Origin of the sequence: Streptomyces sp. CB02400 (genome assembly GCF_001905725.1) — a bacterium.
Classification (GTDB): Bacteria; Actinomycetota; Actinomycetes; order Streptomycetales; family Streptomycetaceae; genus Streptomyces; species Streptomyces atrovirens.
Genome location: NZ_LIWB01000016.1, coordinates 165,602 through 190,440, shown reverse-complemented (window position 1 = coordinate 190,440; position 24,839 = coordinate 165,602). Strand labels below are relative to the sequence as shown.

21 protein-coding genes are annotated in these 24,839 nt (G+C 73.5%); 15 read left to right on the top strand and 6 right to left on the bottom strand.

Features of this window, described 5'->3' with window-relative positions; translation table 11 throughout:
* The first annotated feature begins 28 nt into the window (after positions 1-28).
* The 11 genes from AMK33_RS30990 to AMK33_RS30945 all read left to right on the top strand — a co-directional run bounded on the left by AMK33_RS30990 (position 29) and on the right by AMK33_RS30945 (position 13,347).
* Complete coding sequence (locus AMK33_RS30990; RefSeq protein WP_073936312.1) at positions 29-853, top strand: AfsR/SARP family transcriptional regulator; 825 nt, start codon at positions 29-31, stop codon at positions 851-853.
* Positions 854-945: 92 nt separating this feature from the next.
* Complete coding sequence (locus AMK33_RS30985; RefSeq protein WP_073936311.1) at positions 946-1,359, top strand: acyl carrier protein; 414 nt, start codon at positions 946-948, stop codon at positions 1,357-1,359.
* 14 nt (positions 1,360-1,373) lie between these two features.
* Positions 1,374-3,182: a beta-ketoacyl synthase N-terminal-like domain-containing protein gene (locus tag AMK33_RS30980; protein ID WP_107425259.1), complete on the top strand. Its 1,809-nt coding sequence runs from the start codon at positions 1,374-1,376 to the stop codon at positions 3,180-3,182.
* Positions 3,179-4,009 carry a 4'-phosphopantetheinyl transferase family protein gene (locus tag AMK33_RS30975; RefSeq protein ID WP_073936309.1) on the top strand — a complete coding sequence of 277 codons (831 nt, stop codon included), beginning with the start codon at positions 3,179-3,181 and terminating at the stop codon, positions 4,007-4,009. Before AMK33_RS30980 ends, AMK33_RS30975 begins: the two co-directional genes overlap by 4 nt.
* 229 nt (positions 4,010-4,238) lie before the next feature.
* Positions 4,239-5,060 (top strand): AfsR/SARP family transcriptional regulator, encoded by an 822-nt coding sequence (locus AMK33_RS30970; protein ID WP_073936308.1) that lies wholly within the window; start codon positions 4,239-4,241, stop codon positions 5,058-5,060.
* Positions 5,061-5,230: 170 nt separating this feature from the next.
* Positions 5,231-6,190 carry an aromatase/cyclase gene (locus tag AMK33_RS30965; RefSeq protein WP_073936307.1) on the top strand — a complete coding sequence of 320 codons (960 nt, stop codon included), beginning with the start codon at positions 5,231-5,233 and terminating at the stop codon, positions 6,188-6,190.
* Positions 6,191-6,236: 46 nt separating this feature from the next.
* Complete coding sequence (locus tag AMK33_RS30960; RefSeq protein WP_073936306.1) at positions 6,237-6,926, top strand: acyltransferase domain-containing protein; 690 nt, start codon at positions 6,237-6,239, stop codon at positions 6,924-6,926.
* Between the two features lie 177 nt (positions 6,927-7,103).
* On the top strand, positions 7,104-9,203 hold the full coding sequence (locus AMK33_RS30955; RefSeq protein WP_073936305.1) for a condensation domain-containing protein: 2,100 nt from the start codon (positions 7,104-7,106) through the stop codon (positions 9,201-9,203).
* 43 nt (positions 9,204-9,246) lie between these two features.
* Positions 9,247-9,435 carry a DUF5302 domain-containing protein gene (locus tag AMK33_RS30950; protein WP_073936304.1) on the top strand — a complete coding sequence of 63 codons (189 nt, stop codon included), beginning with the start codon at positions 9,247-9,249 and terminating at the stop codon, positions 9,433-9,435.
* A 210-nt stretch (positions 9,436-9,645) separates the two neighbouring features.
* Positions 9,646-9,813, top strand: coding sequence for a hypothetical protein (locus AMK33_RS42540; RefSeq protein WP_158075149.1), 168 nt, complete (start codon positions 9,646-9,648; stop codon positions 9,811-9,813).
* Positions 9,814-10,038: 225 nt separating this feature from the next.
* Entirely contained in the window at positions 10,039-13,347 is a 3,309-nt protein-coding gene (locus AMK33_RS30945; RefSeq protein WP_073936303.1) for a type 2 lanthipeptide synthetase LanM family protein, read from the top strand.
* Between the two features lie 59 nt (positions 13,348-13,406).
* On the opposite strand, the gene AMK33_RS30940 is transcribed toward AMK33_RS30945, so the two are convergent.
* From AMK33_RS30940 to AMK33_RS30915, 6 genes are all read right to left on the bottom strand, one after another.
* On the bottom strand, positions 13,407-15,014 hold the full coding sequence (locus tag AMK33_RS30940) for an acyltransferase domain-containing protein (protein ID WP_143203877.1): 1,608 nt from the start codon (positions 15,012-15,014) through the stop codon (positions 13,407-13,409).
* Positions 15,015-15,048: 34 nt separating this feature from the next.
* Complete coding sequence (locus AMK33_RS30935; RefSeq protein WP_073936301.1) at positions 15,049-16,095, bottom strand: polyprenyl synthetase family protein; 1,047 nt, start codon at positions 16,093-16,095, stop codon at positions 15,049-15,051.
* Positions 16,092-17,144, bottom strand: a complete 1,053-nt coding sequence (locus tag AMK33_RS30930; protein WP_235618253.1) for a terpene synthase family protein — start codon at positions 17,142-17,144, stop codon at positions 16,092-16,094. Before AMK33_RS30930 ends, AMK33_RS30935 begins: the two co-directional genes overlap by 4 nt.
* On the bottom strand, positions 17,145-18,551 hold the full coding sequence (locus tag AMK33_RS30925) for a cytochrome P450 (protein WP_268817391.1): 1,407 nt from the start codon (positions 18,549-18,551) through the stop codon (positions 17,145-17,147). It lies immediately after the preceding gene.
* 221 nt (positions 18,552-18,772) lie between these two features.
* Positions 18,773-21,070: an amino acid adenylation domain-containing protein gene (locus AMK33_RS30920; protein WP_073936299.1), complete on the bottom strand. Its 2,298-nt coding sequence runs from the start codon at positions 21,068-21,070 to the stop codon at positions 18,773-18,775.
* Positions 21,067-21,375, bottom strand: coding sequence for an acyl carrier protein (locus tag AMK33_RS30915; RefSeq protein ID WP_073936298.1), 309 nt, complete (start codon positions 21,373-21,375; stop codon positions 21,067-21,069). Before AMK33_RS30915 ends, AMK33_RS30920 begins: the two co-directional genes overlap by 4 nt.
* A 164-nt stretch (positions 21,376-21,539) precedes the next feature.
* On the opposite strand from AMK33_RS30915, the gene AMK33_RS30910 reads away from it, so the two are divergent.
* The 4 genes from AMK33_RS30910 (at position 21,540) to AMK33_RS30895 (ending at position 24,808) form a co-directional block, all read left to right on the top strand.
* Positions 21,540-22,301, top strand: coding sequence for a thioesterase II family protein (locus AMK33_RS30910; RefSeq protein WP_073936297.1), 762 nt, complete (start codon positions 21,540-21,542; stop codon positions 22,299-22,301).
* 77 nt (positions 22,302-22,378) lie between these two features.
* Entirely contained in the window at positions 22,379-23,848 is a 1,470-nt protein-coding gene (locus AMK33_RS30905) for a class I SAM-dependent methyltransferase (protein ID WP_073936296.1), read from the top strand.
* 46 nt (positions 23,849-23,894) lie between these two features.
* Positions 23,895-24,110 (top strand): MbtH family protein, encoded by a 216-nt coding sequence (locus AMK33_RS30900; protein ID WP_073936295.1) that lies wholly within the window; start codon positions 23,895-23,897, stop codon positions 24,108-24,110.
* 149 nt (positions 24,111-24,259) lie between these two features.
* A complete protein-coding gene (locus AMK33_RS30895; RefSeq protein ID WP_201263106.1) occupies positions 24,260-24,808 on the top strand; it encodes a helix-turn-helix domain-containing protein in 549 nt (182 codons plus the stop codon).
* Positions 24,809-24,839 lie beyond the last annotated feature (31 nt).

Here is a 24,839-nt window from a genome sequence, read left to right as displayed (position 1 = left end):
GGTTGCACAGCAAACAGGGGAGACAGTTGTGGACATCGGGGTCTTGGGGGCTCTGGAGGTGAAGGTGCGGGGTGTGTCGATCACACCCACGGCACCCAAACCGCGGCAGGTGCTGGCGATGCTCGCCTCGCGTGTGGACCGGCTGGTGCCGGTGGAGGTGCTGACCGAGGAGCTGTGGGGCGGCTGCCCGCCCCGCAGCGCCCGCACGACGCTGCAGACCTATGTGCTGCAACTGCGGGAGCTGATCGCCGCCGCTCTGGCCTCGCAGCCGGGAACGAACGACCGGGAGCCCCAGGACACCGGGGCGAAGGACGTCCTGATGACGCTGCCCGGCGGCTACCGCCTGACGGGCGGCGAAGGGGGCTGCGACGTCCGGGAGTTCGAGCTGCTGGCCGGGCGCGGCTACCGCGCCATGGACGCGGGCGACTTCACCGAGGCGTCCGCGCTGCTGCGACAGGCCCTCGGTCTCTGGTCGGGCGAGGCCTTCGCCGACGTCCGCATGGGCGCGCAACTGCAGTCGGAGGCATGGCGGCTGGAGGAATCACGGCTGTGCGCGCTGGAGCAGTGCTTCGAGGCGGAGCTGCGGCTCGGCCGGCACCGTGAACTGCTGTCGGAACTGACGGTGCTGGTGAACCGGTACGGCACGCACGAGAACCTGCACGCCCAGTTCATGCTCGCGCTGTACCGCTCCGGACGGCGGGGCGAGGCCCTGCACGCCTACCAGCGCCTGCGCGCCACCCTCGTACGCGATCTGGGGCTCGAACCCTCCGCGCACGTACGCAGGTTGCAGCGCTCCATCCTCATGGCGGCGCCGGACGCTCCCGCCGCTTCCGTGCCCTCCCTGACCGGGTGAGCCGACCTCATCAGCCCATCGCCGTACGGATTCGACACGGCCTCGCCCCACGCTTCCGCCGCGGCCAGCACGTGACTTGGAGAGAAGCCATCGTGTTCAACAACCCGAAACCGGCCCAGCCGGCACCCGGCGGTGACGTGCCGCGGGTTCTCGACGCACTGCGCGAGATGCTCGGCGCGATCCTGCGCTGCGACCCGTGGGAGATCGACGAGAAGGCGACCTTCCACGTACTGGGCCTCGACTCCATCCTCGGCGCCGAGTTCGTGGACGCCATCAACACCCGGTACGGCCTCAAAGAGGAGGCCTTCACCCTCTACGACCACCCCACCCCCGCCGCCATGGCCACCCACGTCGTCGCCCGCACCTCGGCGAGGACACCGGCCGCGCCCGTCCCGGCCCGCGCGGCCGGGCCCCGTGCCGGTCTCGACACCCTGCTCGACGCGGTCCGCGACGACCGGCTGAGCGTCGACGAGGCCGTCGCTCTGCTCGCCGCGGACAGGGCCTGAAGCGCCTGCCGCACATGCGTATGGACAACAGGGAGATCCTGACCCGGTTCAAGGACGGCACCCTCGGCAGGCAACAGGCCGTCGAACTCCTCACCGAAGGAGCCGGCCCGCCCCCGCCGCCCGTCCCTCTCACCGCCCGGCCCGAACCCGCCGCCCTCCGCACCACGCCCGCGGGCTACGCCGTCATCGGCATCGCCGGACGCTATCCGCACGCCGGTGACCTCGACGCCTTCCGGCGCCTGCTGCACACCGGACCGGACGCACCCGTCACCCCGCCGCCGGGCCGCCTGATCGACGAGCGCGGCCGCACCGGCCACTACCTCGACCGGGTCGCCGACTTCGACCCCGACTTCTTCCGGCTGACCGCCAGGGAAGCCGCCCTCACCGACCCCCAGGAACGCCTCTTCCTCGAAGTCGCCTGGCAGGTGATGGAGGACGCGGGCTACACCGGAGCCCGCCTCGACGCCCTGGTCGGCGCCGACGGCGAACCGCGCAGTGTCGGCGTGTACACGGCGGTGAGCTCCTGCGACTACGCCCTGCTGGCCGCGGAGCTGTGGGCCGACGGCCACCGGGCGATGCCCCGCAGCGGCCACGGGAACGTGGCGCACCCGCTCTCCGCGCTGCTCGACCTGCGGGGTCCCAACTGGTCGGTGGACACCGCCGACTCGTCCTTCCTCGTCGCCCTGCACCAGGCGATCGGCGCGCTGGAGTCCGGCGAATGCGCCGCCGCGCTGGTCGGTGCGGTGGAACTGCGGCTGCACCCCTCCCGGCAGTTCCCCGGAGCCGGAGAGGGCGTGGGCGTCCTGCTCCTCAAGCCACTGGACCGGGCGCGGGCGGACGGCGACACCGTCCACGCCGTCATCCGCTCCAGCGCCGTGGGCCGCACCGGCCGCGCCGGGAGCACCGGGCCCGCCCACCGCACGGAACGGACCGGCCACGCCGGACCCGGCGGGCAGACCAGGAACCCCGGCGAGGACCGCCTGGTGCGCCGCGCCCTGGCCGCCGCCGCGATCGACGCGGACACGGTCACCGTGCTGGAGACGCCCGACAGCGCGGCACGCACCACCGGCCGGGCCGGAGCGGCCACCGGTGTCGCCGCCCTCACCCGGGCGGTGCTGCGGCTCGGCGAAGAGGCCGGCCGGGACGCCTCGGCACCGCACCGGGCCGTGGTCACCGCCGGAAGCGAGACCGGCACCCGGGCCTGTGTCGTCGTCGAGGCATGTCCGGCGCGGCCGGCCGCGCGCCCGAGAACGGAGACGGACCCCTCCACCGGGCGGCCGCCGACGGAACACGGCGACGACCGCGGCGCCCTCGAGCTGATCCTGCTGTCGGCACCCACCCCCGGCCACCTCGCCGCCACCGCCCGCCGCCTGGCGGACTGGCTCGGTGCCGGCCGGGCACCGGATCTGCCCGCTCTCGCCCACGCCCTGCGCACCGGCCGCGCCGCACTGCCCTGCCGCCTCGCCGTCACCGCCCGCAGCCACCCGGAACTGGCCGAACTGCTGACGGACTTCGCCGCCGGGGCGCCCGGTGACCGCGCGGGCCGGCGCCTGCGGGTGGCGGACCTGCGGACCGCACCGGCCGATCCGCTGCTCCTCGACGAGGCGCCCGAGACCCGTGCCTACCTGTCCGCGCTGTGGCGCGCCGGACGCCTGGAACAGCTCGCCGGGCTGTGGACCGGCGGTGTCGACGTGACGAGGACGGCGGAGGCCGCCGACGGCCGCGAACCCGGGCCGCGCTCGGTGCCGCCCCGCTCCGCCCTGCTGCCCCGGCCGCTGTGGCTGGGCCGCGACACGGAAGCGGACGTGGAGCCGCCGACGTGATCACGGACACCGGCCGGGGCGAGGACCCGGACCGCCCCATCCAGCTGTGGTTCTGCACCAACGACGACCTGCCGCCGGACCACGCGGCCCTGCTCGCCGCCCACTGGTTCGACGAGGAGGAGAAACACACGGCGCAGGCCTTCCTCTTCGAACGCGACCGGCGCCAGTACCTGGTCGCCCACACCCTGGTGCGCCGCGTACTGGCGCTGGAGACCGGCCTCGCCGAGGACGAACTGCACTTCTGGCGCTCCTCGCGCGGCCGGCCCTTCCTGCGCGTGCCCGCGGGCGGACTCCTGCGCGGCGGACGGCAGCTGGACTTCAACCTGTCGCACGCCAGTGGCTGCAACCTGCTGGGCGTGACCCGCGCGCACACCATCGGCGTCGACGTGGAGCGGCTCGACCGGGACCCGCGTTCCTTCCACACGATCCTGCAGACCTTCGCGGCGCGGGAGCGGCACTGGGTGGCCGAAGCGGCCACCGGAGCGGCGCGCGACCGCAGGACGATGCGGCTGTGGACCCTGAAGGAGGCCTACGCGAAAGCGCGCGGCCTCGGACTCGGCCTGCCGTTCGACTCGTTCTCCTTCACGCTGGCCGAGGACCGCGGTGTACTCGGATTCGATCCGCCCGCCGACGACCGGTACGGGCAGTGGACGTTCGTCGAACTCGAGCCCGCGCCCGACGTCCTCGCCGCCGTGGTCGTCCAGACCGACCCCTTCACGGATCCCGTGATGCACCTGCACCGCGGATTCCCGTGGGCACGGACGGCACCGCACCGCATCGCCCTGCCCGCGCCGGCGGCCGTCGCCGCGTCCCCGGCCTACCGGTGACCCGCCCCGCTCCGCGCGCTTCCTCCAGCGAATTCAGGTCTGCGCTCCAGCAATTCACGAGCCGTTCCACGCCGTTCTGCGAGCAGCGAATTCAGCCGTCCATAACCGCCGTCCACAACCGCTGGAGAAGAACTGGAGAATCAAGCGTGCGCACTCTGCGTCCCGCTAGCGTGCAGAAAACCAAGCGTGTGTGCCCATTGAGCGCATCTCGCCGACACCGGGGGAGAACATGAAGATTCAGGTACTGGGACCGCTGAGGGCGGAAGTCAACGGCGGATCGATCGTTCCCACGGCCGGCAAGCCGCGCCAGCTGCTTTCCCTGCTGGCCCTCCACCGAGGACGTGTCGTGCCGGTGCAGACACTCATGGAGGAGATATGGGGGGTCGAGCCGCCGCTGAGCTCGCTCACCACGCTCCAGACCTACATCCTCCAGCTGCGCCGCCGCCTCGGCACCGCCATGGGCCCGGACGTCCCCGGAAACGCCAAGGACATCCTGGCCACCCGGCACGGCGGCTACGTGCTGCAGATCCCCGCGGACTGCATCGACGTGCACCAGTACGAGCGGCTGGTGGCGGAGGGACGCAACGCCTTCGAGGCCGGTGACGCCGCCCTCGCTTCCGACCGGTTCCGCGCCGCCCTCGACCTGTGGGACGGTGCCGCCCTGGTGGACGTGCGTCTCGGACCCGTCCTCGACATCGAGGTCGTACGGCTCGAAGAGAGCCGGCTGGTCACCACCGAGCGCCGCATCGACGCCGACCTGCGTCTCGGTCGGCACGCCGAACTGCTGGGCGAGCTGCGTCAGTTGACGATGCATCACCCGCTGCACGAGGGACTGCACGCGCAGTTCATCCTGGCGCAGTACCGCTCCGGCCGGCAGGCCGCCGCTCTGGGCACCTACCGCGGGCTGTGCGGCCGGTTGCGCGAGGAGCTCGGCGTCGAGCCCGCACCGCAGCTCCAGCGGCTGTACCAGGCGATGCTCACCACGGCTCCCCAGCTCGACATCCTGGCCGGCCCGCGGGGGGCCTCCACGTTCGACCTCTTCGCCGCCTGAGCGCACGCGCACCGACGGACCTGCCGTCGAGGCGGCACTCAAGGCGCCCTCGTCCGGCCCTCAAGTGATTCAGGACACAGTCGGCACGACGGCCTCGGCCCGCCGGTGCCCGAGGCCAGTGACGCCACGGGGCCACCGCCCCGGGCTGTGACTTGGAGGAGGGCGGACGGATGCCTGCCGAGCGGATGCGCTGTGCGCAGCACGACGTGGTGATCGCCGCCCCCGCGGGCGTGGTCTACGGGCTGGTGGCCGATGCCGCCCACTGGCCCCGGTACTTCCCGTCCGTCGTGCACGTCGAGCAGCTGGAGTCCGACGGGCGGCAGGAACGGCACCGCCTGTGGGACACCGCCGAGGGCCAGGTGCGCTCGTGGACGACGCGCCTGGTCTTCTCGTCCGACCTGCGGCGGGTGGACTTCTGGCAGGAGCAGCCGGCACCACCGCTCACGAGCATGCGCGGCACCTGGACCGTCGAAGCCCTCGACGACCGGCGCACCCGGCTGACCCTGCGCCGCACCTTCACCGTCGCTCGCGACGACCCGGCGAGCGCCGCCCGGGCGGAGCGCACCCTCGACACCACCGCCCGCATGGACCTGGAGGGTGTGCGCCACCACGCGCAGCACTGGACCGACCTCGACGGACTCATGCTGTCCTTCGAGGACTCCACCCGCGTCAAGGGGCCCGCCGAGCTCGTCTACGACGTGCTGTACCGAATCCGGGACTGGCCCCGGCTCCTGCCGCACGTCGCCCGCGCCGACGTACGGGAGGACCCGCCCGGTGTGCAGCTGGTCCGCGGGCAGACCCACGCGACGGGCCGGCTGCCCGCCCGCACCACCGAGGCCGTACGCATCTGCTTCCCCCACGCCGGACGCATCGTGTTCAAACTGACCGTCCCGCCGGGCCCGCTGGTGGCCCACACCGGAGAGTGGTCCGTCGTGCCGGACACGGCGGGCGTGACCGTCACCGCCCAGCACCGTGCCGTCCTCGACCCGGACCGCATCGAAACCGTTCTCGGCGCCGGCACGGACACCGCCCAGGCCCGGCGCCACGTGCGGGAGAGCCTCGGCCGGGAGAGCCGGGCGGTACTCGAACTGGCCAGGCAACACGCGGAGAGCGCGGTCCGGGTGCTGTGACCCGCGTGCCGCGGCGGATTCGCCACGAGTACACGAGAGGGTGCCCATGAAGTCCGACCCGCACACCCGGGACGTCCCCCGGCCCGCACTCCTGGCCTGCGGCTGCGCCGACCGAGCCGGAAAGCCCGCCGTCCGCGGCGACCTCGCTGTGCTGTTCCCCGACTGGGACGGCCGCCCGCCCACCACGACCAGGACCCTGTACGGCTCGTTCCCCGCCTTCCGGGCCGCCTTCGACGCCCTGCGCGACACCCTGGACTGCTGTCTGCCCGTACCACTGGTCGCCGCCGTTTTCGCACCCCCGCACGGAGTCGACGCCCGGCTGCTCGAAGACCCCCGGTACGGCAAGCCCGCGCTGTTCGGGTACCAGGTGGGCCTGTTCCGCCTCTGGCACGCCCTCGGCATCGACGCCACGGCGGTCACCGGACACGGCGTCGGCGCGCTCGCGGCAGCTCACGTGGCCGGGGCCCTCGGCCTGCGGGACGCCGCCCACCTGACCCTCGCTCAGGAGGGCGGCCCCTGCACCGCGCACGCATCGCACCCCGCGGGCTTCGGCAGGCTCCTGCGGTGCGAACCCGTCCGCGAGACGCCCGAGGCCGCCCCCGAACCCCGGGCCCTGCTGACGGCCTTCCGCCAGCTCCAGGTGCGAGGACCCGAGATCGACTGGAAACGGCTCCTGGCATCGGGATCCGCTTCAGGGCCGCTCGAGGAATCCGGCCTCAGCCCGCTGAGTGTCTAGTCTGGCCGCAAGGATCCGGGCCGGACCCCCCACGCCCGCACGCCGCCCCGGGCGGCCCACCCGCGAGCACACCGTCATGACACCCGTCCTGCCGGCCCGCCGGCGGCGCCCGCGCGCGACAGCCGGACAGCCGGACGGCACGACAGATCAGACACACCGAGGGGAAAGGGGGCACGGATGACCACCGACGGCCACCACCCCTCCGACGCGCCCGCCCCCACCCCGGGACACCCGCCGGCACCCGAACCGGGGGCCGTGACCGTGACCGTCGTCTTCGCCGGCTCCCCCGAGGCACGGCAGGCCGTCGTGCACGTCCACGGTCCCGCGCCGACCGGCCCCCTCGACACCGGCACCGCACCCGCCGCCGCCCGCCTCACCGGGCACGCGACGGTCTCGCCCGCGTTCGCCGGGCCGCTCGCCGACCGGCTCACCCGCCCCCCGGCCCCGTCACCCGCCCCGGCCCGGACCGAACCTCCGGAGACCTTCGCCGTCACCCCCCTGCAACGCGATGTCCTCGCCGACGCCGTCCACCACCCGGACCACCACGTGGAGCAGCTCGCCTGGCGCTGGCACGGCCCGCTGGACACCGGCCGCTTCACCGCCGCCTGGCAGTCCGTCTTCGACCGGGAGACCGTGCTGCGCGCCGCGTTCGACTGGGACCCGCACCCCAAAGTCACCGTGCACCGCCACGCCACCCCGGAGGTCGTACGGCACGCGCACGGAACCTTCCCCGGCCGCGCCGTCCTGATGGAACACGAGCGGGTACGCGGCTTCGACCTGCGCCGCCCCGGGCTGCTGCGCGCCGCCCTCCTCGACGGGGCACCCCCGGGCACGCCGGGCGGTACCGCGCCCACCGAGGTCCTGCTCACCTACCACCGTGCCCTGCTCGACCACTGGAGCGTGCACGCCCTGCTCCGTGAGTTCTACCGCGCCTACTGCGCCGACGGCGTTCTGCCCGGCGGCGAGCGCCGCCCCGACCTGCGCGACTACATCCGCTGGCTGGAAGCCCAGGACCCCTCCGCCGCACGGGACTTCTGGACCAGGGAGGCGGCGCGTCCCGCCGTGCGCCTGCCGCAGGCCGCACCCGGCGCCGCCACCGGGCAGACCGGCACCGGACGCGTCCGGTGCCGGCTCACCGGTGACGAGGCGGCACGCCTGGCCGCGTGGGCGGCGCACCAGGGCGCCACCGAGAGCGTCGCCGTGCACACGGTGTGGGCGATGCTCCTCCACCGCGCGTCGGACGCCGCCGCGGAGCCCGCCCGGGTGCGCTTCGGCGTCACGGTCTCGGGCCGGGGCGTCTTCCTCGGGGACATCGAGCGCACCCCCGGCCCCTTCGCCAGCCCGCTGCCGGTGTCCGTCGAGGTGGACCCGGCCGCCCCGGTCTCCCGGCTGCTGGGAGCCCTGCGCGACTGTGCCCTGGACGTGTCCGGGTACGAGTGGGTCGCCGCGGGCCAGATCCGCGACTGGCTCGCGCAGGGCCCGATCGCGCCGCAGGACGAGGCGGGGGCCGTGCTCGCCGACTCCCTGCTGGTCTTCGAGCACCGCACGCGCGGGCTCGGCGAACCCGGCCCGGGCCTGGCCGCGCGGGGCGTCCGTGTCGACGCCCCGGACCTCCTCCCCGCCCGCCCCCCGGTCCCGATCGGCATCGTCGTCCACCACGACCGCCAGGGCGGCCTGGTCCTGACGTGCGTGCACGACCGCGCCCGCCTCGACGACGCCCGCGCCTTCGCCCTGCTGTCGGCGAGCGCCCGGCTCCTGCGCGAACTGCCGGACGTCACGGGGGAGTCGGTGACCGTCGCCGACCTCCTCGACGGCCTGCCCCGCACGGACCTGCCCCGCCTGCACGAACGGCCCGTACCCCCGGCGGAGGCGGGCGGCCCGCTGGTCACGCTGCGGGCGGCCACCGCACCCCGCACCGGAACCGCCTGCCTGGTCACCCCGCCGGGCACCCCCGCGTCCTGGCTCGCCGGGCTCGTCCGGGGCACCACCGGAGCGCATGCCGTGGTGGCGCTGTACCCGGCGGCCCACGGGGCCCGGACCTGCGTCACGGCCCTCCGCCGCCACCTGCGCACCGCCGACGGCCCCCTGGTGCTGGCCGGCGTCTCCGGGGTCGGCGCCCTGGCCTGCGACATCGCCCTGGGCCTCGCGGAGGACGGCGGCGCGCCCCCGCCCGTGGTCCTGGCCGACGGCGACTCCGTCGGCGCCCTGGCGCACGCGATCGAGACAACCTTGAGACGGGCTGAGGCCAAACTCGAGCGGCCCTCAAGACAGCAGTGATGCCCTGGGTACGGGATTTGCCGTCGAACTCCAGGAGGCAGCCATGGCTGACACGCCCCCCGCGAACCACGCCGAGGAGGAGGAGGCGGCGAAGCGCCGTTTCAAGGAAGCCCTCGAGAAGAAGGCGCGCACCTCACAGGCGCGCGCGGCTCACGAAGAGGGCCGGCTGAAGGTCAAGAACATGAGTGGCAACGCCGGTCAGAAGAGGTTCTTCAGGCGCAAGACCGGCTGACGGCCCCCGGCCGCCGCGCATGGCGCACCGACGCCGTGCCCCGATCTCCGCATCGGGGCACGGCGTCGTCGTTTCTCCGCGGTGCGACTCGGCGCCGAGGAGCTTTCGACCGGAACTCCACCGGCGCGGCCTACCGTCCCAGTGTTTCCGCGGCAGCCGGCCACGGACCGGCCACCGCGCCGCACATACCGACCTACCGAAGGGGATTCGATGGACATCACCACGACTGTCTGGAAGGACGCCATGCAGCAGGAGGGCCTCACGGCCACTCCGGGGCACCCCGCGGGCGCGGTGGACCTCACCGCCGACCTCCCCACGGGCGACTCCGTGGCCGCCTCCACCCTCTCCACGCAGCCGTTCTTCAACTGCTGCGGCTGACACCCCGGGCGGCTCACCGCCGCAGCGGTCGTGGGGTGGCCGCGCGACCGCGGCCGCCCCACGCGCCATCCGGCACCGAATCCCCGCGCCCAGGCCGGTCTCGGATCTCCGTGCCCCGGCCGGTCTCGGATCTCCGTGCCCCGGCTGGCCCCGGCCCGCCGCGCCCGGACCTCCCGGCGCGGACCCGCGAACGCGGCGGACCCACCCGGTCGGAAAGGACTTCCCATGCCGTTCAGCAGCCCGCCCGGCGGACACCCGGACTCCCTTCCTCCCGGCTTCTGGGCCGCGGCCTGCTACGCACGGGAACGCCTCGCCGCCCCCTCCGCGCCCGCCGACCCGCCCGACCCGCAACGGGCGACGGCCCGGCTCGCCCGATGGCGCGCCCTGGCGCCCTTCAGGGGACCGGAGGAACACTTCACCGCCGGACTGCGCGCGGTCGCCGTGACGGCCCCGGCGCTGCACCGGCTGCTCGGCGAGGACCCCGAGGCACTCGCCGCCCGCCTGCCCGGCCCCCCGGGCTGGGCGGACCGGGTGCGCTCGGCCCGCCCCGGACCCGACCGGCCGGACACGCAGCCCCTGCCCGGCCTGCTGCGCGTCGCCGGTCCCCTCGTACGGCAGGCCCAGGACCGGCTGCGCGGCGCCCTGCGCGATCTCGGCCCGTTCCCCGCGGAACTGGACGGCCTCGCCGCAGCCCTGGCGGCGAGCGTGCCGGTCACCCGGCTGGCCGTGGTGCTGAAGCCCACCATGATCCTGGAGATCAACCTGGCCCGCGTCCAGGGCCGGCTGGCGTCCGGGGCGACCGCCACGGAGCGCTACCGGCTCTTCGTCGACTCCCTGACCGAACCCGGTGAACAGCACCGCCTGTGGACGCGGTACCCGGTCCTGGCCCGGTGCGTGACCGAACTGCTCGACGACTGGGTGGCGGACCGCACGCGCCTCGCCCGGCACCTGCGCGACGACCTCGACGCGCTCTGCGACGACCTGCTCCGCGGCGTCAGGCCGGGCGGCGTGGCAGCGGTCGGTTTCGGCCAGGGCGACGTCCACCGCCGGGGCAGCTCGGTGTGCCGCGTCGACTTCCGCGACGCGCCCCCGGTGTTCTACAAGCCGCGCCCGCTCGCCGTGGACGAGCAGTTCGGCAGGCTGCTGCACCGCTTCAACCAGGACAGCCCGCACGCCCTGCGCACCCCGCGCACACTGACCCGGCAGGACCACGGCTGGGCGGAGTGCGTGACGGCACGGCCCTGCGGCGAGGCCCGGGACGTGGCCCGCTTCTACTGGCGCACCGGCGCGCTGCTGGCCCTGGTGCACGCCCTGCGCGGCACCGACTTCCACCACGAGAACATCATGGCCGTCGGAGAGCACCCGGTGCTCGTCGACCTCGAGGCGCTGCTGCACCCCCGCGCCCCGCACAAGACGTCACCCACCGGCGCGGGCGACCTCCAGGAGGAGCCGGCCCTGGCCGTCCTGCGCGAGTCGGTGCGGGCCACCTCGCTGCTGCCCACCAAGGTGGTGCTGGAGGGGGCCCCGGCCGGGACACCCGTCGGCGACTACAGCGGGCTCGACGGCGCGGCCGGCCAGCTGTCCGTCACCCCGGTACCCGTCGAGAAGAACCCGGGGACCGACGAGGTGCACATCGTGTGGGAGCACGTGCGCACGCCCGGCTCGCAGAACCGGCCGCGGCTGCCGGACGGTACGCCCGCCCGGCCCGCCGACCACCTCGCCGACGTGCTGGCCGGATTCCGCTTCGGCTACGACTGGATCAGCGCCCGGCGCCCCGAACTCCTCGCCCCCGACGGCCTGCTGGAGGGCTTCGCCGGCACTCCGGTGCGCTTCCTGCCCAGGCCGAGCTTCGTCTACGGCAAGGTGCTCACCGAGAGCATGCACCCGGACTTCCTGCGCGACGCGCTGGACCGGGAGTGCAGCACGGCCCGGCTGTGCGGCGGGCGGTACGCCGGCCCGGCGGGGGAAGCCGTCGTGCGCGCCGAGATGGACGCGGTGCTGCGCGGGGACATCCCGCTGTTCGAGGCGCTGCCCGGAGCGCGCGACCTCCTCCTCGACGACGGACGGAGCGTGCCCGGCTTCTTCGACGAACCCGCGCTCGCCGCGGTGCGCCGCCGCATCGAGGCCATGGGCCCCGGGGACCGGGAGCTCCAGGAGCGGATCATCGCCGGATCGTTCGTCGGCGGTGTGGACGTCAGCCTGCTGGAGGAACCGCCGTCCTCGGCCGTCCCTCCCCGCCGGGCGCGCGCCCGTACCGCCGACCCCGCCGAACTCGTCGCAGCCGCCACCGGGATCGGCGACCGGGTACGGCGCCTGGCCACCGTCAGGGAGGGCCGGGTCGGCTGGATCGCGCCCCAGCCCGTGGCGTACGGCGTCTGGGACCTCGCCCCGCTCGACGCGGACCTCTACTCGGGGCTGTCCGGCATCGGTCTCTTCCTCGCCCGGCTGGGCCGGATCAGCGGCCACCCGCGCTTCACCTCGCTGGCGCTGGACGTCGCCGACGAAGTGGTCCGCCGCGTCCGCGCGAGCGCCGCGGCCCACGGGGGTGCCGGTGCCGGCGGGCAGGAGGACATCGGGGCGTTCGGCACCTGGATGGGGCCCCTGTACTTCCTGGCCCACCTCGACCGGCTGCTCGGCGGCACACCGCATCTGGCCGCCGTGCGCGAGCCGGTGCTGTCCGTCGCGGAGCACGCCCTGGACGGCACCAAGGCGTACGACGTCGTGGCCGGCTCGGCCGGCTGCGCACTGGCCCTGCTCGCCCTGGTCGACGCGGGGCAGGACCCCGACGGACGCGCCGCGGCCCTCGCCCGCCGTACCGCCCGGCACCTGGTCACCGGCGCCGTCCCCGACGGCACCGGGCGAGGTCTGGCATGGGAGCACCACCACATCGACAGTGCCCGGCCGCTCACCGGGTTCGCCCACGGTGTGGCGGGCATCGTCACCGCCCTGGCCCGGCTGGCCGTCGTCGCACCCGACGAGGGCTGCGCCGAGGCGGTGGCGGGGGGACTGGCGTACGAGACGGAGGCGTTCGACCCCGAGGCGGGCAACTGGCCCGACTTCCGGGCCGAGGCCCCCTCCCCCTTCCGCTCCCTGTGGTGCCACGGGGCGGCGGGGATCGGCATGTCCCGGCTCGATCTGATCGGCCGGCCCGCGACGGCCGGGCTGGAGCGGCACCTGGCCGCGGACGCCCTGGCGGCGCTGCGGCCCGGCGACCGCGGTCCGGACGCCGGAGCGCACCGGCTCACCGGCCGCGGCAGCGACAGCATGTGCCACGGCGACCTCGGCAACCTCGAACTCGTGCTGCTCGCCGAGCGCGACGGCCGGTCCGAGCCGGGCCGGCTGATGCGGCTGCTCGGGGAGAAGCTCGACGCCGCCGCGGAATCGGACTGGGTGTGCGGTTCGCCCACCAGGGCGGAGACACCCGGCCTGCTGACCGGACTCTCGGGCGTGGGACATCAGTTGCTGCGGTTCGCCTGCCCGGACGAGGTGCCCTCCGTGCTGCTGCTGCACCCGCCGGCGCGGGGGAAGGCCTGACGGCCCGGTGGGAAGGCCCGACGGCCTTCCCACCGGGCCGGGGCCGCGGCCGGCCGCCGTCACACGGCGCCCACGGCGCCCACGGCGCTCCAGTCCACCTCGAACCCTTCGCACCACAGCCGGGCCGCGAGGTCCTCCAGGCCGTGGCGTGGTGGCAGGTCCCGGTGGGACGCGGCGAGGACCGCGGAGCGGGTGTCCTCGAGGGCCGTCAGCGTCTGCTGGACGGAGTACATGGCGACCGGGTGCGGGGAGATCTCGACGATGCGCAGCGCACGTCGGCCCGCGAGGTGGCGGACCCCCTCTTCCAGCAGGGTGGGTTCGCACATGTTGCGCACCCAGTACGCCGCGTCGAGCGCGGCACCGTCGACGAAACCGCCGGTGACCGTCGACCAGTACGGGACGGCGGTACGGCGGGTGCGCAACGTACCGATCCTGCGCACGAGTTCGGGGGCGATACCGGCCAGCAGGGAGCTGTGCCCGGCGTAGTCGATGGGCGTGCGCAACGTTCGGATCCCTCGGGCGGACAGCTCGCGTTCGGCCTCGGTGACACCGTCCGGGGTCCCGGAGAGGCAGACCTGGCCGGGAGCGAGATGGCTCGCGACGAAGAGCTGCCCGCCGCTAGCCGCACTGAGACGTCCGGCGTCCTCCCGCGGCATGTCACAGACGATCAGGGTGCCGTGCCCCGAAGCGCGTTCGGCCACGAGCCGGGACCAGGTGGCGATGAGCCGCGCCCCCTCCTCCAGCGGCAGCGCCCCGGCGGCGACCACCGCGGCGACATCCCCGATGCTCGCCCCGAGCACGAGATCGCTCCGCAGGCCCCACGCGTGCAGGGTGCGGGCCAGGGCGGTCTGCACGGAGAACAGGACCGGCTGGAGGACGTCCGTGGGCACGAGGGTCCGGCCGTCGTCGGCGAGGAGCGTCTCGACGACGGACCAGCCGGTGACGGCACGCACGGCACGGTCGCACTCGTCCAGGGTGGCTCGGAAGGCGGGTTCGGCCAGCAGGGCGCGGCCGGTGCCGATCCACTGCGGCCCGCCGCCCGAGAACAGGAAGGCCAGCGCGGGGCGTTCACCGGTGCGGCGCGCGGTCCCGTGGTCCAGCCGTGCGAGGAGTTCGTCGCGCAGCCGGTCCGGGCGGTCCGCGGTGGCGACGACGCGGTGCGTGCCCGTGCCGTGCGCGGCGATCCGCCCGGGACGTACCCCGCCGGGGTGGGCCTGCCCGGCCAGGTCGTGGACGGCCCGGCGCAGTGCCTCGCCGGTCTCGGCGGCGACGGGCAGGATGAACCGCCGCGGCGCACCGGCTCCGGCGGCGGACGCGAGATCCGGCCCCGAGGGCGTCGCACCGGCTCCGGCACCGGAGGCGAGGTCCGGCTCCGAGGGTGTTGTTTCGGTTTCGGTAGCGGACGTGAGGTCCGGCTCCGAGGGTGTTGTTTCGGTTTCGGTAGCGGACGTGAGGTCCGGCCCCGAGTGCGTCGCGCCGGCTTCGGCAGTGGGCGTGAGGTCCGGCTCCGAGTGCGTCGCGCCGGCTTCGGCAGCGGCCCGCAACGGCTTCTCGGGGCGGGGCGGCGGTGCCGGGACGCCGGTGCCGTCACCGCCCCCGCTCCGAGTGCGGACCGGCCGCAGGAGCGAACCGGGACTTCGGTCGTCGTTCCCCACAGTAAGGCTCATGTGCTCGGGCCTCCCCCTTCTTCGTGGCTGTCCGTCAGCGGTCGCGGTGGGTGATCAGCCGGGCCAGAGCGAGCAGCCCGCGTGTCGCTTCCGGCTCGAGGCCGGCCCGGGAGAGCTCCTCTCGCGCCTGCTCCCAGTGCCGTACGGCCTCCCGCTCGGCCCATCGCCGGCCGCCCGCTTCCTCGACCAGCCGGGCGGCGCGGGTGATGTCGGCGTCGTCCAGCGGCCGGGGCAGGCCGTAGAGCTCGGCGAGGCGGTGCCCCGGTTCGCTGCCGCTGTCGAGCGCCGCGACCACCGGCAGGGACTTCTTGCGCCGCCTCAGATCCCCGCCGGTCACCTTGCCGGTCGCGCCGCTGTCTCCCCAGATCCCCAGCAGGTCGTCGACGAGCTGGAAGACCATGCCCACGTGGTGTCCGAACGACCGGAGCGCGCTCACCTGGTGCGGCGTGCCGTCCGCGGACAGCACGCCGAGCGCACAGGCGGCGGACAGAAGTGACGCGGTCTTTCCCGCCGCCATCGTCAGACAGTCCTCCAGGCCGACCTCCGACCGGCTCTCGAACGCCAGGTCGGAGCCCTGGCCGGCGACCAGTTCCAGCAGGGCCCGGCACAGTTCCTGCGTCGCGGTGGCACTCGCGGGGGGCGGTGGTGCGCAGGCCAGGGTGTTCAGCGCGAGGGCCAGGAGTGCGTCACCGGCCAGTACGGCCCGAGCCTCGCCGAAGACGCTCCAGGCCGTGGGGCGGCCGCGCCGGACGCGGTCACGGTCCATCAGGTCGTCGTGCAGCAACGAGAAGTTGTGCACGAGTTCCACCGCCGCGGCGCCGCTCAGCGCCTGGTCGGCCGGGCCGCCCACCGCCTGGGCGCTGGCCAGGACCAGAGCGCCGCGCACGCCTTTGCCCCACCCGTCCTGCGTGGGGGTGCCGTTCTCGTCGCACCAGCCGAAGTGGTACCGGGCGATGGTCCGCACCGGTTCCGTCAACTGCTCCACGGCGTGCCGGAGTCGCGGACCGGTGAGCTGCCGGTACCGCCGCAGCAGGGCCCACGCGTCCCGGGTGTCGGGGGCCAGGGCCAGGGCGGGGGTCACTGTTCCACTCCGATGAGAGCGTGTTCCACGTAGTCGGCGGGACGCGCCCAGGACACGGCCGTCCCGGCCTGGTAGCGCTTCGTCCGCCTCGACCAGTCGAGGTTGCCGCGGATCCACGTCCGCATCCCCGCGAGACAGGGAACCAGCAGCGCGCTCTGCCCGGGGCGGGCCGACAGCAGGTGCCTCTCGGCCGCCAGGAAGCGCTCGGTCTCCGCGGACGTGGCCGCGCACACCTCGGCCAGCGCCTGCTCCCGGTCGAGCCCCCGGTGGTACTGCGCCAGGTAGGCGATGTTGTGCACCTCGCCCAGCGAACGCTCCTTGTCCAGCGAGTAGACGTCGTTGGTCCAGCAGACCACGTTGCAGGCGGCGTCCAGAGCGCTGGTGAACTCCGCGCTGTCGTAGAGCTCTTCGGGGACGTCGAGCCGCTCGACGATGTCGATCAGGTCCATGCAGACGTAGATGGCGCCCGTGTGACGCCTGTTCTCGATGTACGTCACCTCGTCCGGGACGATGCCCCGGATCCGGTTTCCGCCCTCCCACACGGTTGCCGTGACCAGGCAGTCACGCAGATGCCGGATGAAGCGGCGACGCCAGCGGGCCGGGGCGTCCACGGCGGTGCGCTGCCACAGCTCGGCCAGTGAGGAGACCGCGGGCGGCACGTCCGGGTCGCACAGCAGGCTCGCTCCGAAGTCCGGCGACTCCAGCACGTCCTGCATACCGGCGACCATCTGCCGCATCCGGTCCGGGCTCCGGCCCGCTTGGCCGTCGTCGAGCTGGTCGTCGACCAGGAACAGCCAGGCGAACCAGTCCGCCATCAGCTCCAGGTGCCGCAGGCTCGCGGTGGGATGGACGAGGGCGGCGAACCAGCCGAAGTCCGCCTGGTCGAAACGCTTCCTGGCGGACTCGCGGTGCACCAGGCCCGTGCGCTGTACCCAGCCGGCCAGATGCGCGCGCGCCCGGTCGGCGTGCGGGTTCACCCGGTAGGGGAACGGGCAGTGGATCTCGGGTATGTGCGCGAGGCCGGCGTCACCCATGGTGTGCGTGCTCATTCAGCGCCGCTCCAGACGAAGGTGCACACCGTTCTTCGGGTGCAGCGTGATCAGGGCGTCGGGAAGCACCTCGGGTGCTCCCTCGGGCGTCACCAGCCGGTACTTGCGGGCGATGGTCGCCAGGGCGAGGCAGATCTCGGTCAGCGCGAAATGCTTGCCGAGGCAGACGCGGGGCCCGCTGCCGAAGGGAACGTAGGCGTGCTTGGGCCGCTGGGCGATCCGCTCCGCGCTGAAGCGCTCCGGCTCGAAACGCTCGGGGTCCTCCCAGAAGTCCGGATGGCGGTGCAGGAGATAGCTGTTGACGAGGACCTGGGTGCCGGCCGGCACCCGGTAGCCGTCGATGACGTCCTCCTCGCGGGTGTGCCGCATCAGCTGGTAGGCCGGGGAGTAGATGCGCAGCACCTCGTCGACGATCATCCGCGTGTACGTCAGCCGGGGCAGATCCTCGAAATCCGGAACCGTGTGGGCGCCGAGCACCTCGTCCACTTCCGCGTGGAGTCTGCTTTCCACCTCCGGGTGCCGCGCCAGCAGGTAGAAAGCCCAGGCCAGGGTATTGGTGGTGGTTTCGTAGGCTCCCACGCAGATGTTGAGCACTTCGTGGTGGAGCTGTTCGAGATCCATTCCCTTGCCGTCGCCCTCGTCCACGGCATGGAGGAACAAGGAGAGCAGGTCGGGTTCCTGGCCGACCTCGACCTCGTCGGTCAGCCGGTTCTGAATGAACCGGGAGACGAATCCGTCCATCCTGTCGATGGCCCGGCGCAGCCGCACATGGCTGGGTGTGGGGAAACTCAGCGGTGGGAAGGGAAAGCTGAAGAATTTCCCGAGCACGGTGTTGGCGAGCTGGAAGGCCCGCTCGAAGGCCTGCGCCGCGTCGCCCACTTCGGCGCTGAAGAGCGACCGGCTGACGATGCGCAGGGCGAGCTGCCCGAACTCGTCGGTGACGTCCAGCGGGGCACCGGCCTCGCCACGGGCCTCCCAGCGCTCCAGCATGCTCGTCGTCTCGTCCGTCATGTTGCGGGCGAACTTACTGACCGTGCGCGGGGTGAAGTACGGCGCCATCATCCGCCGCTGCCGCCGCCACAGCTCCATGTCGGGCGTGGCGATCAGCCCGTCGCGCAGGACGGGGCGGGCTATGCGGAAGACAGCGGCGTTCTTGTCGTACTGCTCGGCCTTGTCGACCAGCACATGCCGAATGTAATCCGGGTGATTGAGCATGACCACACGCATGTTGAGAAGCCGGAAACGGTAGATGTCTCCGTATTGCTCAAGTCCGGACCGGAGGAATCCGAGCTGGTCACGGCGGAACGTCCGAATTCCCCCCAGCCCGTCCCTGACCCGCAGGGCGGGAATTTCCTTCAGTGGGAAATCATGCTTGGTTCGCGCGGACGCGTTCAATGCTGTGGTCACCGCTGCATACCTCGTTCCGGATCGGAGGTGACATGCCTTGCGGGGAAATCCCCTCCGTGATCCGATCTCTCCGATATGCAGGTTGTCAACTCATGCGGACCGCTTCGACCGTATTCCTCTAGCGAAGTTGGACCGGCGTTCCACCGGTCGGTGCGGCATTGACGCCACTTCGAAAGCACTGTCGTTCTTTTCGCGGATGAACGGTGTCCGCGGTCCGCTGTTCACAGCCGGCCCAGGAGGGCGGCCCGGTCGATCTTGCCCGTGCTGGTCAGGGGAAGCTCGTCGAGCGCGACGATGCGCGACGGGATCATGTGCGACGGCACGAGGGCCCGCAGGGCGCTCACGAGCTCGGCCTTCGCCAGGGGCTCGGCCGTCGGCACGTAGAAGGCGGCCAGCGTGCGCCCCCTCCGCCCGACGGGCGCCACGACCGACGCGGCGCGGACACCCGGGCACTGGAGGAGGGCACTCTGCACCTCGCCCAGTTCGATCCGGTGGCCGCGCACCTTGACCTGGTCGTCGAGGCGGCCCAGGAACTCCAGGTCGCCGTTGGGCAGCCAGCGGGCGCGGTCACCGGTGCGGTACATGCGTTCGCCGGGGCGCCGGGCTCCCGGGTCGGGCAGGAACCTGGCGGCGGTGAGAGCGGCGGCGCCGGCGTACCCCACGCCCACGCCCGCGCCGGCGACGTACAGGTCGCCCTCCTCGCCGAGGGGGCAGGGCCGCAGGCCGCTGTCGAGCACGTAGCTGCGGGTGTTCTGCATCGGTTGCCCATAGGGGAAGCTCGGCCGCGTGAGGTCGACCTCGCCCACCCGGTGGTGGTTCGACCAGACGGTGGTCTCCGTGGCGCCGCCCAGCGCCACCACCTCGGCGTGGGGGAACGCGCCCCGGACCTGGTCCGGGAGCGGCACCGGGATCCAGTCGCCGCTGAGGAGGACCAGACGGAGCGTGTCGCGCCCGGCCGGCTCGCGGGCCTCGACGAAGGGCATGACCATGCCCAGGGTGGCGGGCGCCGAGTCCCAGATGGTGATGCTCTCCTGTTCTAGCAGATCCACCAGGGTGTCCGGCTCGGCGAGGTCCGCCGCGGACGCCACCCGCACGGTCGCGCCGGCGGCCAGCACACCGAACATGTCGTAGACCGAGAGGTCGAAGCAGAACGACACGGTGAACAGGATCTCGTCGGCGGGCCCGACCTCGTAGGTGCGGTTCATGCAGTCGATCAGGTTCACCACGGCCCGGTGGCCGACGACGACTCCCTTGGGCGCACCGGTCGAGCCGGACGTGAAAATGGTGTAGCAGGCGTCGTCGGCCGTCGGACCGGTGGCGAGGGGGCCGGCCGGCCGGAGGCCGATGTGATGGCCGGTCCACAGCGGCTCGCGGCCCGGCGCCGCCGCACGGTCGCGGGACGGCTCGACGCGGATGACGGCGTCGTACCGCTCGGCGGGTTCACCGGTGAACTCCCCGGCCCGGCGGCGGTGGACGCCCGCGTGGGCCACCCCGGGCAGGAGTTCGGGGAGGCGCTCGACGTAGCGGGGCGGCACCCGCAGTCCGGAACCGGCGCCGAGCCCGGGGCCGACGAGGTCGGCGAGGACGATGACACCGTCGTCGGCGAGCAGCCCGACAAGTGAGTCGAGGACGCCGGTCAGGTGGTCGAGGTCCGGCAGGAACCGCACCGTACCGGCCAGCACGACGACGTCGAACGGGCCGTGGACCCGCTCGGCCGCCTCATGGGCGAAGCACACCACGCCCTCGACCTCGCCCCCGGCGCGGTCCCCGGCCTCCTTGCTCCGGGCCACGGACTCCGGTGAGGGGTCGACGGCGACGTAGCGGGACGCCCACGGTGCCAGGGCCTCGACGACCAGGCCGGATCCGCACCCGATCTCCAGGACCGAGGGCCGTTCGGCGGACGTCGCGGACCGTACGAACCGCGCCACGTGGTCCTGGCAGACCTGGAAGCCGGCGGCTTCGAGCGGGTCCGCGGAGCCGGACGGAGGGTCGGAGAGATCCGCGACCTGCTCGCGCCGGAACGTGGCCGACCAGGAGAACTCCTCGGGGATGTCGGGGCACAGCACGTGGCGGAGCGAAGGCACCTCCCACCGGAACTCCTGCACGGAGGGCAGGGACGCGCGGTCGGTCAGTACGGCCGTCACGTCGAGCCGGTCGAGCAGCCCGACCACCCGGGAGGCGGGCCACGCCGGGTCGAGCGGGACGTAGGAGGCGCCGGCCTTGAGCACCGCGAGCATTCCGACGAGGGCCGGGGCGCCGCGCTCGCCGTAGACGCCCACGCTGGAGCCCCGGCCCAGCCCCAGCTCGCGCAGCAGCCGTGCCAGCCGGTTGGAGAGGCGGTCCAGTTCGCCGTGGGTGAGGACCCGCTTGTCGGAATCCACGATCGCCGGGTGGTCCGGGTGGCGCCGGGCGGCCTCGGCGATCAGCTCGGGGACCGTGGCGTCGTCGCGGAAGGGCCGCGTGGTCTCGTTCCACCCGCTCCAGGGCGCGCCCTGGACGGACGTCGGCGAGGCGCTCACCGGGCCGCCGCCTTGAAAGCCTCGTGGGCCGCGAGCGCGCCGGTCAGTTCATTGACCGTCGGGTGGGCGAAGAAGAGCCGGAGCTCCACGCGCACGCCGAACTCGGCCCCGAGCGCGGCCATGATCTCGGCGACCAGCAGGGAGTTTCCGCCGGCGTCGAAGAAGTCCTCGTCGTCGCCGAAGTCGTCGTGCTCCAGTACGTCGACCCACTGACTCCGCACCTGGGCGCGCAGCGGTTCGAGGTCCGGGCCGTCGTGGCCGGTGTGGTCCGGGCTCGCCACCCCGACCGGTCCGAAGTTGTCCACCACTCACTCCTGCGTCTCTCGCGGGCTCTGCTTCCCCCGACTGGCTCTCGCTGCCTTTCCCGCGTGCCAGTCTCGCCGTGACGCCCGGCGATCGGCCGAGGATCTTTCACAGGCCCGTCAGGGTCGGCGCCCATGGGCCGGGACGACCGGTCATCCTCACGTGCATGGGAACAAACACGAAGAGTCGCTGGTTCGTCGGTGTCCCTCACGACGGCCCCAAGGACCGCGCGCTGTACGCCTTTCCGCACGCGGGCGCCGGCGTGACCACGGTGCGTCAGCTGTGCGTCGAGCTCTCCGACGCCTTCGACGCCTTCGCGGTACGCCTTCCGGGCCGGGAGTCCCGGCTCGGGGAACCGGCGGAGACCGTCATGCACGAGCTCGCCGACAAGGTCGCCGACGAACTGCTCCACCACGCGCAGGGACGGCCGGTGGTGCTGTACGGGCACTGCGCGGGCTCGTCGATCGCCTACGAGGTGGCACGTCGCCTGGGCCCCGCCCGGACGCGGGCGCTCGTCGTCTCCTCGCACCCGGCGCCCGGGAGCCTCCGCCGCGAGCCCACGTGGGCGTTGCCGCGGCCGGACTTCCTCCGGCAGGTCGTGACGGACGGGTACCTCCCGTCACAGCTCCTCGGCAACGAGGACCTGCTCGACATCGTCGAGCCCGCCCTGCGCGCCGACTACGAGGTCATGGAGACCTACGAGCTGGAGCTGTACGAGAGCGGTGCCGTCGAGCCCGTCCCGGTCCCGACGGTCGCCGTGTACGGCCGCGACGACCACACCGTCGACCCCGCCCTGATCGAGGCGTGGTCGGCGCTCACCACCGGGCCGTTCCGGGTCGTGTCGCTGCCGGGCAGCCACGACCTGCCGAGCAGCCGTCCGGCGGACCTGGCGGCGGCCATGCGCGAGGCGCTGGCGGCCGTCGCCTGAGCACGCACGCGGACGGCTCGAGAACCCCTTCCAGGGTGGGCTCACCCTGCGCAGACGACCGAAAGGCAGACAGGAACATGGCGCCCCTCCCGTACGCGCGGCAGCGCACGTGGTCCGTCAACCGGTTCGAGGAGATCGAGGCCGCGCTCCGGAGGCAGGACGGCGTGGCGCAGGCGGCCGTGGCCCCCCGCGAGAACCCGCTCGGCGAGCGGCACCTGGTGGCGTACGTGGTGCCCGAGGTGCCGGACGCGGACGTGACCAGGCACGTCGAGAAGTGGCGCGCGGTCTACGACTCGATGTACGGCGACACCGCGCCGGCCGCCACCGGGATCGGCGACGACTTCACCGGATGGAACAGCTCCTACACGCGCGAGCCCATCCCCCTGCCGCAGATGCGCCGGTGGCGCGCGTCCGCGGTGGAGCGGGTGCGCGGACCGGGGGCGCACCGGGTGCTGGAGATCGGGGTCGGCTCCGGCCTCCTGCTCGGCCCGCTGGCCCCGGAGGCCGAGGCCTACTGGGGTACCGACTTCTCGGAGCCGGTCATCGAACGCCTCGCCGCCCAGGTCGCCACCGATCCGCGGCTGAAGGACAAGGTGACGCTGCGATGCCTGCCCGCCGACGCCGACGACGGCCTGCCGGCGGAGTTCTTCGACACGGTCCTGCTCAACTCGGTCGTGCAGTACTTCCCCGACGCCGCCTACCTCTCGAACGTCCTGGAGGTCGCACTCCGGCGGCTGGCCCCGGGCGGCCGGATCGTCCTCGGCGACATCCGCAACCACGGCACCCTGCGGGAGTTCCTGACGGCCGTCCACCACGCTCAGCGCCCCGGCGACGAGCCGTCCGCAGTCCGGGCGGCGGTCGCACGCGCCATGCTCGGCGAGACCGAACTCGTCCTCGATCCCGGCTTCTTCACCGAGTGGGCCGACGCGCACCCCGGCATCGCGGCCGTGGACATCCGGCTGAAGTCCGGACCGAACGGCAACGAACTCACCCGTCACCGCTACGAGGTCGTCCTGCACAAGCAGCCGAGCGGACCGACGGACCTCACGGACGTCCCCATCCTCACCTGGGGCCGGGACGTGCACCGGGTGTCCGGCCTGGAGGCCGAACTGGCCCGGCACGGCGGCCGCCTCCGACTGACCCGGATACCCAACGCGAGACTGGTGAGCGAGGCGGCCGAGTGCGGGGTCCCCGCCACGGCACACGGCACGCCGCTCGACCCGCACGCGCTGGAGACCTGGGGCGAGGAGCACGGCCGTGCCGTCCTGTGCACCTGGTCGGCCGAGGCACCCGGCTGGTTCGAGGCGGTGATCGTGCCCGCGGACGGTACGCGCTGCTACGACGGCGTGTACCGGCCCCTGGACACCCGTACCAGGCCGCTCGCCAACGCGCCCGCGGCCGCCCGCCGGGCGTCGAAGCTGCCGGCCGCACTGCGGCGCGAGCTGGCGGCCGAACTGCCCGGGCACCTGATGCCGGACGACATCGTGGTGATCGCCCGCATGCCGCTGACCGCCCGCGGCGAGATCGACCACACCGCGCTCGCCTGACCACCGGCCCCCGTGACGCACCGGACATGAGAGCAAGGGAGAAGACATGGCAGTGAACCCGTTCGACGACGAGAACGGCGAGTTCCTCGTCGTGGTCAACGACGAGGAGCAGCACGCGCTGTGGCCCACGTTCGCCGACGTGCCCGGCGGTTGGCGGATCGTCGCGGGACCGGCGGGACGGGCGGAGAGCATCGCGTACGTCGAGGAGAACTGGACCGACACGCGGCCCCGGAGCCTGCGCGAGGCGACACCGGCGCCCTGAACCGGGCCGCCCCGCTGCCCCCGGACTCGACCGGGGCTCGAGCCGGCCTTCTGTCCTCGGACTCGACCGGGGCTCGTCCGCGCCCTCAGCTCCGTGGGCTTTCGTGGGACGGACCCGGAAGTACGTGGGATGTACAGGGAGGACGTGCCGTGAACGGTCGACATTCCGACGTCGTCTTCGTCCGATGGCCCGTGCAGGCGGAGCTGAGAACGCGCTGCCGGAAAGAGGGCATGCCGCGCCTGCTCGTCGTGGAGGCGGGCGCGCAGCCGCCGATCAGCGACGACCCGGTCGAGGACTGGGTACGTCCCCCGGTCTCCCGGGACGACCTGGAGGCCCGGGTCGCCGTCCTGCAGAACCGCTTCGACAGCAGTCGGGTACCGACGATCGACTCGGCCGGAACCCTGAGCTTCGGGCCCCACTCCATCACCGTCTCGGCCACGCAGACCGAGTTGATGCGGCTGCTCGTCGACCGCTTCGGAGACGTCGTGCACCGCACCGAGTTCGTGCAGCGCTTCGCCCTGCGGACGCCGACACTGAACAGGAACTCGCTCGACCTGCACATCATGCGGCTCCGCCGCCGGCTCCTGCCCGTCGAACTGTCCATCCGGACCGTGTGGGGGAGGGGCTACATGCTGGAGAGCGCGGCCGCGGCCGAGGCCGCCCCGGTGACGAGCGCCCCCGATCCCGTGCACGCCTGACGTCGTCGCGCGCGACGGAGCCAAGGGACCA